Genomic DNA, 15,107 nt, shown 5'->3' with positions numbered 1-15,107 from the left:
ATCTTCCCCTGTAAAATTTTACACCAATTAGATATATTATATACTAAACTCATTGATAAACAAGCGTCTACTTAGGGGGCGTTCGGAATACTATACACCCAACACGACCCACTTCTGTCAAAAATGACAATATCTAAGCCCCCTGACGCTTTCATCTCCATAGACGGCTCATCGCAAAATGATGATCTACAATTTACCTCTCATTCTCCCGTGCATGATTACCTCGATCTCAGCTTGCCTTTCGCAGACAGCTCTTCCATACCTCTGAACTTTCTTACCCGTTCCAGCTTCAAAGAAATCCGCACAGAAGCAAGCAGGGTCTATATCTTCAAACGGGATAAGCCCGAAACCATAACCCCGGTAAACTTTGGCAGGCACTACATCCGGGGCGGGCGGGATATCATCGTAGCTGAATGCGATGACAGGCATTTTTTAGAGCCGGGTGACGACTGTATTCTCGAAGTCCGGAGCCCGGCAGTATGTATCTGGCCTGCGAATAACACCCGGGCTGGCCTAACCTGGGGTATTACATCAAAAGTGAGCACCTCTGTACCCTGCTCACCATCGACAGATGACCTGTTTAAATCCATATCTGCCTTATGCCAGGTACCTGGGGAAGAATCAGTGATGCGGAGCCACCCGTTCTTCAGGAGGCCGCTACGGGCATATCCTGCGGCAGGCGGAGTTCCGGCAGAAGTTCAAAAGCCTTGCCCTCCGGCGATTACTTTTTACCTGCCACCCGATCTCCGGTATCTCTACGCTGCGGCACCACTGGCCTGCTATGCGGGTGCAAGCATCGAGGCTGGCAAAAGCCCGGCCATCTCCGTATCGGGGGAGCTTCTGCCACTTCCGGGAGAAGCCCGCGAGTTCTCCCGGTGGTCGTGTAACTCTCTCCGGTACATATTCCATGTCGACTGCGCCCTCAGATACGAAACCACTACTGGAAGGCGGCTGGCAGGGATAGACATACCGGCGGATACGGGCACGTCTTCAGAAAAGCTGCTATCCATGGGGATTGCCGACAGGCTTTTCTCGTACCTCGGGGCCTCCCGCCGGAGTGGTAACAGGCAGGTGCCATGGCATACCGCCTCCTATGTCGACCCGGTACCTTCCAGCATCATGCTAATCCCCTCACTACTTCAGTCTCTGTCGGCCATCTTTTACCCGGCCGGGAGGAAGGTGACAGAACGAGAAGTCGTCCAGATGGAGGTCCGGAAATTCCTGGGCAGAACCTATCGATCCGGCGGCATTACAGCCGACGGAACCGGCCACGTCATCATGCCAGTCCTGGAGGATGCCTTCGTCCACCAGTGGCTGTCCGATGGCTACCCAATCGACGCCGTAAAGCAGCTCAGGACACCTGTGTCGAACCGAAAGGCAAATCACCTGAATGGCCAGATTCCCCGCATAGCGATCATCTGTAATGAAGATGCGATGTTCGGCGAGACAATTGTGCTGCGAGACACTTTAAAAAGTATAGCCTCCATCACGATGCTGAGAAATGTCACCCGCGACAATCTCCTCAGAACCTTTGCCGAAGGCTACGATATCGTCCAGTTCATAGGCCACTGCGATAACAGGGGATTTAAGTGCCCCGACGGTTACGCAGACCTGTCAATGGTCAGGAATAATACAACTTCCATGTTCTTTTTCAACTCCTGCTCCAGCTACCTGCAGGGCATCAAACTCCTGGAAAAAGGCTCGACGTGCGGCATCTCCACCCTGTACAACGTAATCGACGAGGCAGCGAAAGATGTAAGCGTCAACTTCTACCGGCTGCTTGCCCGTGGGTACCCCGTGCTCATTGCTTACCTTGGAGCGAGAGAATGCTCAGTGCTGGGCAAAGAATATCTGCTGTCAGGCAACGGTCAAATTTCGCTATTTGATAAGGGCGCCAGTATGCCTCTTTACCATCTCGCAAAAGCCGGAAGCGGGTTTACTTTAAGCTGTATTCTGGCAAGCCCGGAAAAAGGTTTAGTCTACTCTGCGGGAGAGGGCGACGTTCCCGGCCTTCCGGATACTGGTATGGTACTTAGACATGTTTCACTATCTGCCCTGATCGAAGGCCTCTCTCTGCCTGACGGATCCTGCGTCTACGATGGCAGGATTTTTAATAGCATCGGTGAAGCCGCACTGGATAATCTCGAGCAACAACCCATTCCTTCTGTCCGCAGCTACTCCTACACATCGTGATTTCCGGCAAACTCGCAATCTATATATACTTGGTATGCCTTGTTATGTCCCGCACAAAAAGCATGCGAGGCCAGCAAGAGCCTGAGGGCTTACGCCGGTTTGTTCATGGGACTTTGTGATATCAGTCATAATATTATATGTCTGATAAATAAAAATTACCTTCCAGAATACGATGCATGGAAAGCTATATATAGCAAGCTCGTATTATAAGGTAATCCCGTGCGGCAATACAGCACAATGCTGTATAATGCGCTAACGGGAACGTTGTCGTATGTCAAACTTTACGACGATTCAAAAAATTTGAATCGAGAGTCGAAAGGTATAAATACGATGGCGGACTAATAAGAAACTCCCGAGAAATTCGGGAATAAATCATAATCACAATAGCCGTAGTCTGCTCATGCGGCCCTGACCCAGTGCGACAGCACGGGATGAGTGGCTGTTCTAAGACTGCGGTATATTAATGAGGAGCCAAGGGGCGCACTAAGGTGTGGTCGTGGCTTTGATGTTGGTTGGTTGTTCGATATTTCCTTGGTTGGTGATACGTTGTTTGTGTCATCAAATCAAATGAAATGTCTGAATAGTAATTAGTGTGTGTACATGCACATGGTAAGTGTGTTGGTGTAACGTAACTAATTCCTTGAAATATATCCATGGATAGTTTAGACTTCTCTTTGGTTTGGATCTTTGCTTTGAATTAAAGCTCAGTTTAGTGTGCTGAATTCTGGTTGATCCTGCCAGAGGTCACTGCTATCGGTGTTCGATTAAGCCATGCGAGTCGAGAGGCGTCATGGCCTCGGCGTACTGCTCAGTAACACGTGGACAACCTGCCCAAAGGTCCGGGATAACCCCGGGAAACTGGGGATAATACCGGATAAATCAAGCCTACTGGAATTGGTGGTTTGGTTGAAACTTCCGGGGCCTTTGGATGGGTCTGCGGCGGATTAGGTTGTTGCCGGTGTAACGTACCGTCAAGCCTGTAATCCGTACGGGTTGTGGGAGCAAGAGCCCGGAGATGGATTCTGAGACACGAATCCAGGCCCTACGGGGCGCAGCAGGCGCGAAAACTCTACAATGCAGGCAACTGCGATAGGGGAACATCGAGTGATACTCATATTGGGTGTCTGTCCCATCGTCTAAAAAACGGTGGTTAGCAAGGGCCGGGCAAGACCGGTGCCAGCCGCCGCGGTAATACCGGCGGCTCGAGTGGTGGCCGATATTATTGAGTCTAAAGGGTCCGTAGCCGGCTTTGCAAGTCTTTTGGGAAATCCAGCGGCTTAACCGTTGGGCGGCCAGGGGATACTACATTGCTTGGGACTGGGAGAGGTAGGAGGTACTCAGGGGGTAGGAGTGAAATCCTGTAATCCTTTGGGGACCACCGGTGGCGAAGGCGTCCTACCAGAACAGGTCCGACGGTGAGGGACGAAAGCTAGGGGCACGAACCGGATTAGATACCCGGGTAGTCCTAGCCGTAAACGATGCTCGCTAGGTGTCACAACAATCGTGAATTGTTGTGGTGCCGTAGGGAAGCCGTGAAGCGAGCCACTTGGGAAGTACGACCGCAAGGTTGAAACTTAAAGGAATTGGCGGGGGAGCACCACAACGGGTGGAGCCTGCGGTTTAATTGGACTCAACGCCGGACAGCTTACCGGGATCGACAGTTGTATGAAGGCCAGGCTGAAGACCTTGCCGGACTAGCTGAGAGGAGGTGCATGGCCGCCGTCAGTTCGTACCGTGAGGCGTCCTGTTAAGTCAGGCAACGAGCGAGACCCATATCCACTGTTGCTAACACGCCCCGCAAGGGGTGGTGAGTACACGGTGGAGACCGCTGGCGCTAAGTCAGAGGAAGGAGTGGTCGACGGTAGGTCAGTATGCCCCGAATATCCCGGGCTACACGCGGGCTACAATGGACTGGACAATGGGTAACGACACCGAAAGGTGAGGTCAATCTCTTAAACCAGTTCTTAGTCCGGATTGAGGGCTGTAACTCGCCCTCATGAAGATGGAATCCGTAGTAATCGCATTTCAAAACAGTGCGGTGAATACGTCCCTGCTCCTTGCACACACCGCCCGTCAAACCACCCGAGTGGGGTTTGAATGAGGGCCTTTTTCATTGAAAGGCTCGAATTCATGCTCTGTAAGGGGGGTTAAGTCGTAACAAGGTAGCCGTAGGGGAATCTGCGGCTGGATCACCTCCTAACGACGTTCTCTTAGAGAACGATGATTACCCAACGGGTAATCGACAAGACGATTTATCACTAACCAGGGAGTCGATAAACAACCAATCAAACGTGTAATAATGCTTGCGGGAATACCCCTCAGGTAAAGCCTGCAAATGGGGCTTGTAGCTCAGTTGGAAGAGCGCCGCCTTTGCAAGGCGGAGGCCCTGGGTTCAAATCCCAGCAAGTCCATTGCACCATATTACGCAATCTTTAAATAGGATGCGTGACTTGTATGGTGCTCGCAGTGCCCTGAACTAAGGTTCAGCGTGCATGCAGTAATCGTATCGTAAGTTCATATTCATCTAATAATCTCAGATGATCGATGCACCACCTATGAGTAATTCTTGGTGGGAAGGGTTGATGTCCATGAATAGGGGATCATAATAATAGATGGTCTTCATTCCAGTTTGTGGGCGATGAGGCTGTGTAAAGGAATTTTGCTCTGGACGCTGTATTGGAATGTAAACAGTACAAGCAAGTAATAATATTAACGTAGTTAACTGCGAAAAGAGATGAGATTCGGTAAACCGATTGTCTTTTGGCGTTGCTATGCCGTCTAGTGAATGGCTGGGCTCAAGAACCGAAGAAGGACGTGCCAAGCTGCGATAAGCCATGGGGAGGCGCAAGGAACCGTTGATCCGTGGATCTCCTAATAGGAACTCCTAACACTTTTTGTGTTGACCCGTAAGGGTTGGGAACGCCCTGAGTTGAAACATCTGCGTAGGGGCAGGAGAAGAAATCAAATTAGAGATGCTGTTAGTAACGGCGAGTGAACACAGCACAGCCTAAACTGAATCCCTTTCCGTAAGGAACTGGGAGATGTGGTGTTTTAAGCCCGCTTTTTAAACCGGCTCTGCATAAGACAAAGTCCCCTGGAACGGGGTACCATAGAGGGTGATAGTCCCGTTGTCGCTGCAGAGTGGTTGTAGCGTGTGCTTGAGTACCGTGGGTCGGAAATCTCGCGGGAATTGGGGGACACTTACCTCCAAGGCTAAACATATCTTGAGACCGATAGCGCAATAGTAGAGTGATCGAAAGCTGAAAAGCACCCTGAGAAGGGAGGTTAAAAGAGCCTGAAACGAGACGGCGATGGAGGGACAAGGCATGAAAGGATCTTCACACGGAAAGAAACAACCGCGAGGTTGCTGTATGACGTGTGTTGCCAGTGTTTTGTCGTACGTTTTGAAGAACGGGCCAAGGAGTGTACTCGAGTGGCGAGGCTAACTCAGTAGTGAGGAAGTCGAAGGGAAACCAACATGCTCGCAAGTAATGAGGAGCGACGTATACAAGTGCGTGGAGTCATTAGGGTACGACCCGAAACCAGGTGATCTAGACGTGGGCAGATTGAAGCGTAACGAAAGTTACGTGGAGGATCGTTAGGGGTTTTGACGTGCAAATCATTCCCGTGACCTACGCCTAGGGGTGAAAGTCCAATCGAACTTGGAAACAGCTGGTTCCTCCAGAAACATATCGAAGTATGACCTCACACGAGGTTGAAGGCCGAGTAGAGCACTGATTAAGGGAGCCGGGCGGGAAACTGCTCGTCCTTTTGTCAAACTCCAAAGCGGCTTTCGCCGTAGACTGTGGGCAGTCCGGGCTGGTGGGTAAGCTACTAGTCCGTAAGGGAGACAACCCAGACCTGGGTTAAGGTCCCTAATTGTAGACTAAGTGTAAACACTGAAGGGCGTCCCAAGCCCTAGACAACTGGGAGGTGAGCTTAGAAGCAGCTACCCTTTAAAAATAGCGTAACAGCTTACCAGTCGAGGTTTGGGGCCCCGAAAATGGACGGGGCTCAAGTCTACAACCGAGACCCAGGCGTACAGAAATGTAATCGCGTATGGAGGCGTTACCAGAGGGTGGAAGCAGGGTTGTAAAGTCCTGTGGACCTCTGGCAAACGAAAATCTTGGCATTAGTAGCAGCTTAGCAAGGTGAGAATCCTTGCCGCCGAAAGGGCCAGGTTTCCTCGGCAATGATCGTCAGCCGAGGGTTAGTCGGTCCTAAGATACACCTTAACCGGAGTGTGTCAAAAGGGAAACAGGTTAATATTCCTGTACTCTTGCATGCTAAAACCAACGCTTCAGGCTAACACTTGCACACTCGTCTGTGTGTTCAAGCTAATACCCCGGTGGAGAACCGTAATGGTGAGAAGCTGGGTAACATGTGATGACGTAAGAAGTGCCACGCCAGGAGCCCATGAAAAGGGAATGCAAGAACCGTACCGAGATCCGACACAGGTGCCCCTAGTTAAGAAGACTAAGGCGTGTCGGTTTACCGTGGCCAAGGGAATTCGGCAAATTAGCCCCGTAACTTCGGGATAAGGGGTGCCTGCCATGAAGATGGCAGGTCGCAGTGACGAGGGAGCGCTGACTGTCTAATAACAACATAGCTGATCGCCAAACCGTAAGGTCTAGTACGATCAGTGAATCCTGCCCAGTGCAGGTACCTGAAAACCTCGTTCAAGGGGAAGAAGGGCCTGTCAACGGCGGGGGTAACTATAACCCTCTTAAGGTAGCGTAGTACCTTGCCGCTTAATTGGCGGCTTGCATGAATGGATCAACGAGCGCTCTACTGTCCCTGGCCACGCGCCGGTGAACTTTACATCCTAGTGCAGAGTCTAGGGACCCCTAATGGGAAGTGAAGACCCCGTGGAGCTTTACTGCAACCTGTCGCTGGGTTGTGGTCCTGGATGTGCAGCGTAGGTAGGACCCGTCGAAGCCAAGGCGCTAGCCTTGGTGGAGGGAACCATGAGACACTACCCTTCTTGGGCTACGACCCTAACTCAGAGATGAGGACCCCGATAGGTGGGCAGTTTGGCTGGGGCGGCACGCCCGCGAAAAAATATCGAGGGCGCTCTAAGGTCAACTCAATCGAGTCAGAAACTCGACCGAGAGTGTAAGGGCATAAGTTGGCTTGACTGGCAACCGCATAATGAGGTTGGCAGAGACGAAAGTCGGACCTAACGAACCACTAAGCCTTCTAAGTGAGGGCTATTGATGTCAGAAAAGCTACCCCGGGGATAACAGAGTCGTCGCCGGCAAGAGTACATATCGACCCGGCGGCTTGCTACCTCGATGTCGGTTCTTTCCATCCTGGCAGTGCAGCAGCTGCCAAGGGTGAGGTTGTTCGCCTATTAAAGGAGATCGTGAGCTGGGTTTAGACCGTCGTGAGACAGGTCGGTTACTATCTGTTAGGGGTGCAAGAAAGTCTGAGGGGAAGTTGCTTTTAGTACGAGAGGAACAAGGCAACGGCGCCACTAGTCTACCAGTTGTCTGACAAGGCATCGCTGGGCAGCCACGCGCTAAGTTGTAAGGGCTGAAAGCATCTAAGCCCGAAAAACACCCTGAAAAGAGACTTTCATACGGACGCCAATAAAAGATTGGTTTGATAGAGTTGAGGTGTACGCACCAAGGTAACGAGGTGCTCAGCCTGCAACCACTAAACGTCCAACCCGCCAAAAAACAATCACCAAAAAAAGATGATTTATACGGGTCCCACACTCAAGCAAAACTACTCTAAAATATTATACTTGATGTAGTTTGCATTCCAAAGCGAAATCCAGAGCGAAACACGAACTTTACACAGAAACCATATTCAACCATCAATAATTCGCTTAATCCATTTTCATTGTCATGTTAGTGGGTTTTGGCGGCCATAGCACCAGTGTTCACCCGGTCCCATTCCGAACCCGGAAGTTAAGCCTGGTCACGTAGTATGCTGTACTAAGGTACGCGAGTCCCTGGGAACCATACCACGCTGCCAACCCACCAACACAACACAACACAACAAAAACCTTTTATTAATATTATCTTACAACAGCAACAGCTATCAAAATAAAAAATTTTAAACTATATCTCTTTTAATACATCATCTGTACTCTTAACAACAGCAAACATTCCATTCAATGAGCTCATAAATGCTTTTTGAATATCCACAGCATTAACAACTTCATTATTCAATATAAGATTTTTAGTAGCACAAGCGTCACATGCTAACAAGCATCTGAACCCATGATCATAAGCTGCTCTCACCGTAGAATCTACGCACATATGGGTCATCATACCACATACGACTAATTGCTCTATCTCTAACTCTTTCAGCTTATCCAGCAGTACCGTCTCTCTAAAGCTGTTAGGATAATGTTTCACTATCGTAATCTCGCCAGGTGCCGGTTTAACGTTATTATGGATCTCGCTTCCGGCAGTGCCGGGTATAAAGAATGTTGCTCCCGGGCGTGTAGATATATGCTGAACGTGAATTACTGGTAACTTTTTAATCCGGAAAGCATCCAGCAGCTTTCTGGCATTCATGGAAGCTTCTAACGCTCCCGCCAGCTCATTCTTTCCACCCGGGAAATAATCGTTCTGAATATCAATAAGCAGGAAAGCAGTTCGCATGTTCTTTAGATTTCTATACAGTAAAAAATAACTTTCTATCCCTTTACTCCTGCCGCTGACAGTTCGGGCAAATGTAAGAAGCAGTACTGCCCGTTTTAATCTTCTCTATACTTGTTTTACACACCGGGCATGGCTGGCCTTCTTTATAGCCGACTAAGAAGCTTTCTATGCCTCCGCTATTACCGTACAGATCTTTTTCGAACTTTAAGCCGCCATGGGCTGCTGCAAAATGCAAATTATCGACAATGGCTTTGTATAATCTCTCGGTCTCGTCGTCTGATAGCTGGTGCACTTTCCTTTCTGGATGCAGCCTTGCGGTGAACAATATATCCTGGGCATATACGTTACCTATTCCGGCTATAGTTTTTTGATCCAGCAATAACGTCTTAAGTGAGCACTTCTTGCCTGTCAGAAGTTTCTTAAAGTAGTCGGAGGTAAACTCTGGTTCAACTGGAGATATGCCCAGTGTCGAAGTCATCTTGTGGCTTTTGATCTCGTTATTCTTGACTATATGAACGTAGCCGAACCACCAGAAGTTGATTGACAGCGCCGTCCCATCAGTATACTTGAACTTGAGCTTGTATTTTCCTTCAGTTTCAGATCCCGGCTTATGGTATAGCACATCTCCTCCCATGCCAAGGTTCAGGAGCAAAGTGGTATCCTTTCCGGCTGCCGTAAAGATCCACTTTCCTCTGGACTGCGTCTCGCCTATGCTCTGTCCGGTTAGCAGCTCCTTAAACTCTCCGCTATTCACGTTCAGGCACTTTTCTTGTACAATGTCGATATCTGCTATCGTCTTACCCTGCAGCTCTTTATTCATCTGCATGGCAAGGTTATAGATCTCTGGCAACTCTGGCATATCCTTCTCTCATATAGCTAGATGATCCACTGTCTTATATGTTATTTTCATATCCGCAGTAAAAGTAATCGCTCTTAGTCCGGATTAGTTTCATCGTAAACTTCATAACTTTTACAACGTTATCAATAGTGACCGACATGGACATAAATGACGTTGAAAAGGATATGGGTAGCTTGAGGATTCCTACCCGGGCACCGCCTGGCAGGCAGCTGGATATGAGCGTGAAGCACGCTGGTTTGAAAGTCATCTTACTTCGGGCCATAGCCTTCGTCTTCATCGCAGCGCTACTCGCTTTCTCGATCCTGACCATGCTCAACGTCGAGACGTCAGGGATGGACCGCACTGTCCTCCTGGCCATTCTATTCGTCCTCGTCGCCGGGGGAGCTTTCGTCTCGATGAAACTCTGGAGCCTCGAGTACGGCGGCTGGCTGTTCATGTTTCTCATATGCCTGGCAGGTATCGCCCTACCGGCGTTCTCTGCTTACAACCACGGAGCCCTGGCCGTTGGCACTTTGCCTATCATAGTCTCCTCTGTGATCGGCCTGGCGCTTCTCTGGTATGCAAAGGGCGTGCTGGGAATCAAGAAGTTCTCGGACGTCTTCAGCCCGCGCTAAAAAAGGATTGCGGAAGAGCTTATTTCTTCAGCTCTTCCTGGATCTTTTCTTTTAAGACCTTATTGATCAGCTTGCCGTCGGCCTTGCCTCTTAGCTTTTGCATGGCCAGGCCCATCAGCCCGCTCATCGCCGCGTCGCCTTTCTCTTTGACGAAATCGTGCTTTTCGGCCACTATTGCGCCGATGATCTGCCTGACTTCGTCCTCGCTCACGCCTCCGAGGCCCATGCGCTTAACTGCATCTTCCACGCTCTTGCCCGGCTGCTGTGCAGTTTCCTTCAGCACTGCAGGGATCGCCTCTTTGGCAATCTTGCCTCCATCTACCAGCCTGAAGAGCTCGTCCAGGTGTGCTTCTGTGATAGCGTCTACCTGAACTCCTTCCCTGCGCAGTTCTGTCATGGTGCCGTGGATGGTCCGGGCTACCAGTGTCGGGTTGTACTTCTTCGCCAGCTCCTCGAAAGCATCAGCCTCCGCAGAGTAGGCGATACCCTTGGCGAACTCTTCGTTGAGCCCGTACTGCTTCATGAAGCGGTCTTTCTTCTCGCTGAGGAGTTCAGGCATATCCTGCCTGATCTGCTCCATGTAGCCCCTCGTTATTGGCACCGACATTACATCGGTCTCGGGGTACATCCTCGCTTTACCGGGCAGCGGTCTCATGTACTCCGTGTTACCGTTGGGCAGCGGTCCTCTGGTCTCTTCTGGAATGCCGATCATGGCCTCTTTAGCCCGCCGGATCACGGCTTCCATGGCGTTCTTCGATTTAGTCTTCGAGTCCGCGACCATGACGAACGCATCGTTTCCTTCAAGTCCGAGCCTCGCTTTTACCGCGTCGACTTCAGCCTGGGTAATGCCGTAGTTCGGCAGCTCGTCGATGTGGAAGATGCCGCCAACGCCAGACGCACGCTTGGCCCTGTCCGAGAACTCTGTGCCCAGCCTTCTTCCGGCCTGAATTTCTCTGCCGATGAGCCCTTTGAAACCTGGCAGCTTGATCGCGTAGGCGACGCCGCCGGCGGACAGCGCTTTCTTGACTACTTTAGACTCGGCGGCTTTGAAGATCTCCGTGATATCGAAGATCTCGTCTACGACGCTGGCACTTCTGGCAAGTAGCTCGTCCTTGATGGCCAGCAGGTTTAGTTGCCGCTGCGCTTCATTCTCCACGACCTGCTCGATGAGGTCCAGAGCTTGTACGCCTTTAATCTCTACTCTGGCTCCTCTGGCAATCGAGACGTTCACGTCTTGCCTGATGGTGCCGAGGCCTCTGCGTACTTTCAGCGACCGCAGCAGGGTGCCTATCGCTAACGCTACTTCCTTTGCCTGTGCCGGCGACTTGATGTCCGGGGCTGTCGCGATCTCGATCAATGGGATGCCCAGCCTGTCCAGCGAATAGATAGTAGCATCACTCTTCGCCTCTATCTTAGAGGCGGCATCTTCCTCAAGACACAGTGTGTCCATGCCTACTCTGCCCATCGGGGTCTCGATGAAGCCGTTCGAGGCGACGAAGCAGGTACGCTGGAAACCAGTGGTGTTAGAGCCGTCGACGACGATCTTGCGCATGGCGAACACTTCGTCCGCCGGCGTCATGTTGAACAGGACCGAGGCTTTGAGCGCTATGTCCAGTGCCTCGGAGTTCAGCGGGGAAGGCGGCTCTTCATCGTTCTCCACCAGGCATGTCGAATCGTACGCCTTGTAGATGAACTTCTTGCGGGTCATGGCCTGCTCGGCCGCAGCCCGGTCCACTTCTCCCATCTCGCTTTCCCTGGCTCTTAAATACCGGAAAAACTCGAAGTCCGACTGCCCGGTCTCCCTGATCTCGTTCGGGCACCGGCAGAACAGCTTGGTTCTGGTAGCCAGCTGCTGGTGGATTTCCAGGCCGGACTTAAGCCCGATGGCGGTATAGTCAATCATACCTGAGTCCTCCAGTTGATCTCTCCGGCTATATTCGTCTCCATGATTCTCCTGATCTCTCCCATATCAGTCGTCTGCCCTAAAGCCCACATCAGCTTGACCAGCGCAGTCTCTGCGAGCATATCCTGGCCCTCGATCACGCCTGCATTAAGGAGGTCAATACCTGTGGAGTACACTCTGTCACATACCCGGCCGTTGATGCACTGAGATGTCATCACTATGGTCATGCCCGAGTCGATAGCCTTTTTCACCGTGGGCAGCCACCCGGAGTTCACGTGGCCGAGCCCTGTTCCTTCGATGACCAGACCTTTGTAGCCCTTGGCCAGATAGAAGTCGATGATGTCTGCCGGCATGCCAGGGTAGAACTTGATGAGGGCGCACCGGCAGTCCATCTGATCCCGCAGCTCGAGGGTCTTTTCACCCCTCTTCTGGTATTCCCCGGAAGCTGTGATCGCCCGGGTCGCGTAGTCCACTTTAGCGATCGGCGCTTCGTTTACCGACTGGAAAGCGGTCCTCGCCGAGGTGTGGAGCTTCCTGACTTTAGTGCCTCTGTGCACGTAGCAGACATCGTCCGAGGTCGAGCCGTGCATCACAACAGTGACTCCCGCTATATCTGATACGGCAACTGCGGCGGCGCAGATGGCGTTCATCGCGTTGTCGCTCGAAGGCCGGTCGGACGATCTCTGGGAGCCTACCAGCACAATGGGTACCGGTGACTGTACCATGAACGAGAGCGCGGCTGCGGTATACATTAAAGTGTCCGTGCCGTGGGTGACGATGACTCCCTGCGCGCCTTCCTGGATGTGGCGGTGCACTGCCCTGGCGAGGTTTTGCCAGATCGAGGCGTCCATGTCCTCGCTGAAGATCATGCTCAGGACTTCGCCCTTGTAGTTGGCGATCTCCGTTAATTCGGGAATCGAGTCCATGATGTCGTCCGGGGTGAACTGGGAGGATACTGCGCCAGTCCTGTAGTCCACTCTGCTGGCGATGGTGCCGCCGGTGGAAAGAATCGAGACGGTCGGCAGCTTTTTATCCTCGATGTGGGCGTGGGGTGCCAGCCTGAACGCGGGTGGAGTAGACTTTTCTATGAACTCGATGGCCGAGCCCTCAGGGGCCAGGCCGACGTTGTAGCCGTTGCTCATCTTGAGCACTATGTTCCCGCTGCGGGAGGGCATCAGGATGCCCTCGTAGCTTCTGCCATCCTTCTGTACTTTTACCCGGTCGCCTTCTGCGAACTCCTGGCCATTGATGATCACGAATGTCCCTCCGTCATGCTCCTGACCGCCTGATCGAGATTACGGTACGCTGCTTCCAGGCTGTCGTTCAGCTTCGAGAGCATGGCTGCATCCAGCAGCCCCTTCTTGCGCTCGGAGCTAATTTTCTTCTCAACCGTTATTAGCGCCGGGCCACCGATGATGCTCCTGCGCTCCACGTTGCTCCACGGGTCCTTAGCCTCTTCCACCATCTTCTCGGTCAGGCCCATCTCGCTGACCTTTTTGCCGATCATCTCCACGGAAGCCCGGTCCACGTCTGCCAGCGACGGGTTGCCGCCTTCCCGGGCAAGCCTGCCCACAATACCGTGGGCGGTGCGGAACGGAAGCCCCGTCGACCTGACGATGGTATCGGCGATCTCTGTGGCCGTGGTAAAGCCCATTGTGCTCTTCCGCCTCATCTCGTCCTTTTTAACCGTTATAGTCTGGATAGCCCCGGTCATGATCCTGACCGAGGACCTGGTGATCTCGAAGGCCCTCAGCAGCTGCGGAGTCACTTCCTGCAGGTCAGAGTTATAGCTGTAAGGCAGGCCCTTCACTATCGTAAAGGCCGCCATCATGTGGCCGATTACCGTGCCGCTGCGGCCTCTCACCAGTTCGAGCACATCCGGGTTCTTCTTCTGGGGCATGATGGAGCTGGTCGAAGCGTACGTGTCGCTCAGCTCTATGAAGCCGAACTCCGAGGTGCTCCATAAGACTAATTCATCTGCCAGCCTGCTCAGGTTCACTTCTATGATCGCCATCCTCGATGTCAGGTCGAGGATGAAGTCCCGGGCCGAGACGCCGTCCATGGAGTTATCCATAGGGCGGTCGAAGCCCAGCAGCTTTGCGGTCAGCTCTCTGTCGAGGTTGTAGCCGGTCGAAGCGAACGCCGCGCTGCCGAGGGGGCTGATGTTGACGAACTTCATGGCATCCGCCAGCCGCTCGAAGTCCCTGCCGAACGAGGACGCGTGGGCCAGCATGTGATGGGCCAGCGTAGTGGGCTGAGCGTGCTGCAGGTGGGTAAAGCCGGGCATGAGCGTTTCTTTGTGATCCTCGGCCATGGCCAGCAAGGCATTGCGCAGGTCCTGGAGATCGGCCATAAGCCCGAGCAACTCTCTCCTCGTAGAGATGCGAATGCAGGTGGCCACCTCGTCGTTGCGGGACCGGCCGGAGTGCATCCTGCCCCCGGCGTTCTCCCCGACTGACTTGATAAGCTTCGACTCGATCGCCATGTGGACGTCCTCGAAGGCCGGGATGTTGACGGCGTCGACGCCCTCCTGCTCGATGGCTGCCAGGGCTTTAAGAATAGCCGCAGCGTCTTCCTTTGCGATGATGCCCTGCCGGGCCAGCATGACAGTATGTGCCTTGTCCACGAGCAGGTCCGACGGGAAAAGCCACCGGTCAGCCGGTATGGAAGCGGTGAACTCTCCTACTTCCTTCTTCTTCTCGGCCGCCAGCCGCCCGCGGCGCAAAATATCTTCTTTGTTTTCCATGTCCGCACGCTCTGATAAAATGAATTGACGTCGGGTATATTTCTCCTGTCATAATATATCATTCTTTCACCATAGGGTGGCAAGTAAAGGTAAATTTCTGCGGAAAGAGAAAAATTTCAGCGACAAGCCGCCTTGTCCTTAGTTCGCAAAGGCGCAAAGGCGCAAGGACGCAAGG

General features: G+C 52.3%; 7 protein-coding genes, 1 tRNA gene and 3 rRNA genes. 6 read left to right on the top strand and 5 right to left on the bottom strand.

The annotated features are described in order from the left end of the window. Positions 1 to 123: 123 nt before the first annotated feature. The 5 genes from ACPLPM_RS16240 to rrf all read left to right on the top strand — a co-directional run bounded on the left by ACPLPM_RS16240 (position 124) and on the right by rrf (position 8,178). Positions 124 to 2,193 carry a hypothetical protein gene (locus tag ACPLPM_RS16240; protein ID WP_424357811.1) on the top strand — a complete coding sequence of 690 codons (2,070 nt, stop codon included), beginning with the start codon at positions 124 to 126 and terminating at the stop codon, positions 2,191 to 2,193. Between the two features lie 721 nt (positions 2,194 to 2,914). Then, positions 2,915 to 4,391, top strand: a 16S ribosomal RNA gene (locus ACPLPM_RS16235). A 140-nt stretch (positions 4,392 to 4,531) separates the two neighbouring features. Then, positions 4,532 to 4,604, top strand: a tRNA-Ala gene (locus tag ACPLPM_RS16230). A 345-nt stretch (positions 4,605 to 4,949) separates the two neighbouring features. Beyond that, positions 4,950 to 7,875 (top strand): 23S ribosomal RNA (locus ACPLPM_RS16225). Between the two features lie 182 nt (positions 7,876 to 8,057). Beyond that, positions 8,058 to 8,178 (top strand): 5S ribosomal RNA (rrf, locus tag ACPLPM_RS16220). The 16S, 23S and 5S rRNA genes sit together here with 1 tRNA gene alongside, the layout of an rRNA operon. A gap of 83 nt (positions 8,179 to 8,261) precedes the next feature. Here rrf and ACPLPM_RS16215 read toward each other — a convergent pair. Together ACPLPM_RS16215 and ACPLPM_RS16210 are read right to left on the bottom strand one after the other, a co-directional pair. After that, entirely contained in the window at positions 8,262 to 8,810 is a 549-nt protein-coding gene (locus tag ACPLPM_RS16215) for a cysteine hydrolase family protein (protein ID WP_424357810.1), read from the bottom strand. A gap of 43 nt (positions 8,811 to 8,853) precedes the next feature. Continuing rightward, complete coding sequence (locus tag ACPLPM_RS16210; RefSeq protein WP_424357809.1) at positions 8,854 to 9,669, bottom strand: Fpg/Nei family DNA glycosylase; 816 nt, start codon at positions 9,667 to 9,669, stop codon at positions 8,854 to 8,856. Between the two features lie 137 nt (positions 9,670 to 9,806). Here ACPLPM_RS16210 and ACPLPM_RS16205 point away from each other — a divergent pair, with 137 nt between their 5' ends. Continuing rightward, entirely contained in the window at positions 9,807 to 10,283 is a 477-nt protein-coding gene (locus tag ACPLPM_RS16205; RefSeq protein ID WP_424357808.1) for a hypothetical protein, read from the top strand. A 19-nt stretch (positions 10,284 to 10,302) separates the two neighbouring features. Here the strand turns inward: ACPLPM_RS16205 and gatE are convergent, their stop codons facing one another. From gatE to argH, 3 genes are read right to left on the bottom strand one after another with little or no spacing between them, the layout of a single operon-like run. Next, positions 10,303 to 12,186, bottom strand: coding sequence for a Glu-tRNA(Gln) amidotransferase subunit GatE (gatE, locus tag ACPLPM_RS16200; protein WP_424357807.1), 1,884 nt, complete (start codon positions 12,184 to 12,186; stop codon positions 10,303 to 10,305). Further along, positions 12,183 to 13,442 (bottom strand): Glu-tRNA(Gln) amidotransferase subunit GatD, encoded by a 1,260-nt coding sequence (gatD, locus tag ACPLPM_RS16195; RefSeq protein ID WP_424357806.1) that lies wholly within the window; start codon positions 13,440 to 13,442, stop codon positions 12,183 to 12,185. Before gatD ends, gatE begins: the two co-directional genes overlap by 4 nt. Further along, entirely contained in the window at positions 13,439 to 14,932 is a 1,494-nt protein-coding gene (gene argH / locus ACPLPM_RS16190; protein ID WP_424357805.1) for an argininosuccinate lyase, read from the bottom strand. Before argH ends, gatD begins: the two co-directional genes overlap by 4 nt. Positions 14,933 to 15,107 lie beyond the last annotated feature (175 nt).

The organism is Methanocella sp. MCL-LM, assembly GCF_049676595.1.
In the GTDB taxonomy this organism is placed as follows: Archaea; Halobacteriota; Methanocellia; order Methanocellales; family Methanocellaceae; genus Methanocella_A.
This window is presented reverse-complemented; position numbering and strand designations above follow the sequence as displayed.

What these genes read in the sequence shown, in the direction of transcription:
- argH (WP_424357805.1), bottom strand. Translation starts at nt 14,932, where the DNA reads ATGGAAAACAAAGAAGATATTTTGCGCCGCGGGCGGCTGGCGGCCGAG.
- ACPLPM_RS16215 (WP_424357810.1), bottom strand. Translation starts at nt 8,810, where the DNA reads ATGCGAACTGCTTTCCTGCTTATTGATATTCAGAACGATTATTTCCCG.
- ACPLPM_RS16210 (WP_424357809.1), bottom strand. Translation starts at nt 9,669, where the DNA reads ATGCCAGAGTTGCCAGAGATCTATAACCTTGCCATGCAGATGAATAAA.
- gatE (WP_424357807.1), bottom strand. Translation starts at nt 12,186, where the DNA reads ATGATTGACTATACCGCCATCGGGCTTAAGTCCGGCCTGGAAATCCAC.
- ACPLPM_RS16205 (WP_424357808.1), top strand. Translation starts at nt 9,807, where the DNA reads ATGGACATAAATGACGTTGAAAAGGATATGGGTAGCTTGAGGATTCCT.
- ACPLPM_RS16240 (WP_424357811.1), top strand. Translation starts at nt 124, where the DNA reads ATGACAATATCTAAGCCCCCTGACGCTTTCATCTCCATAGACGGCTCA.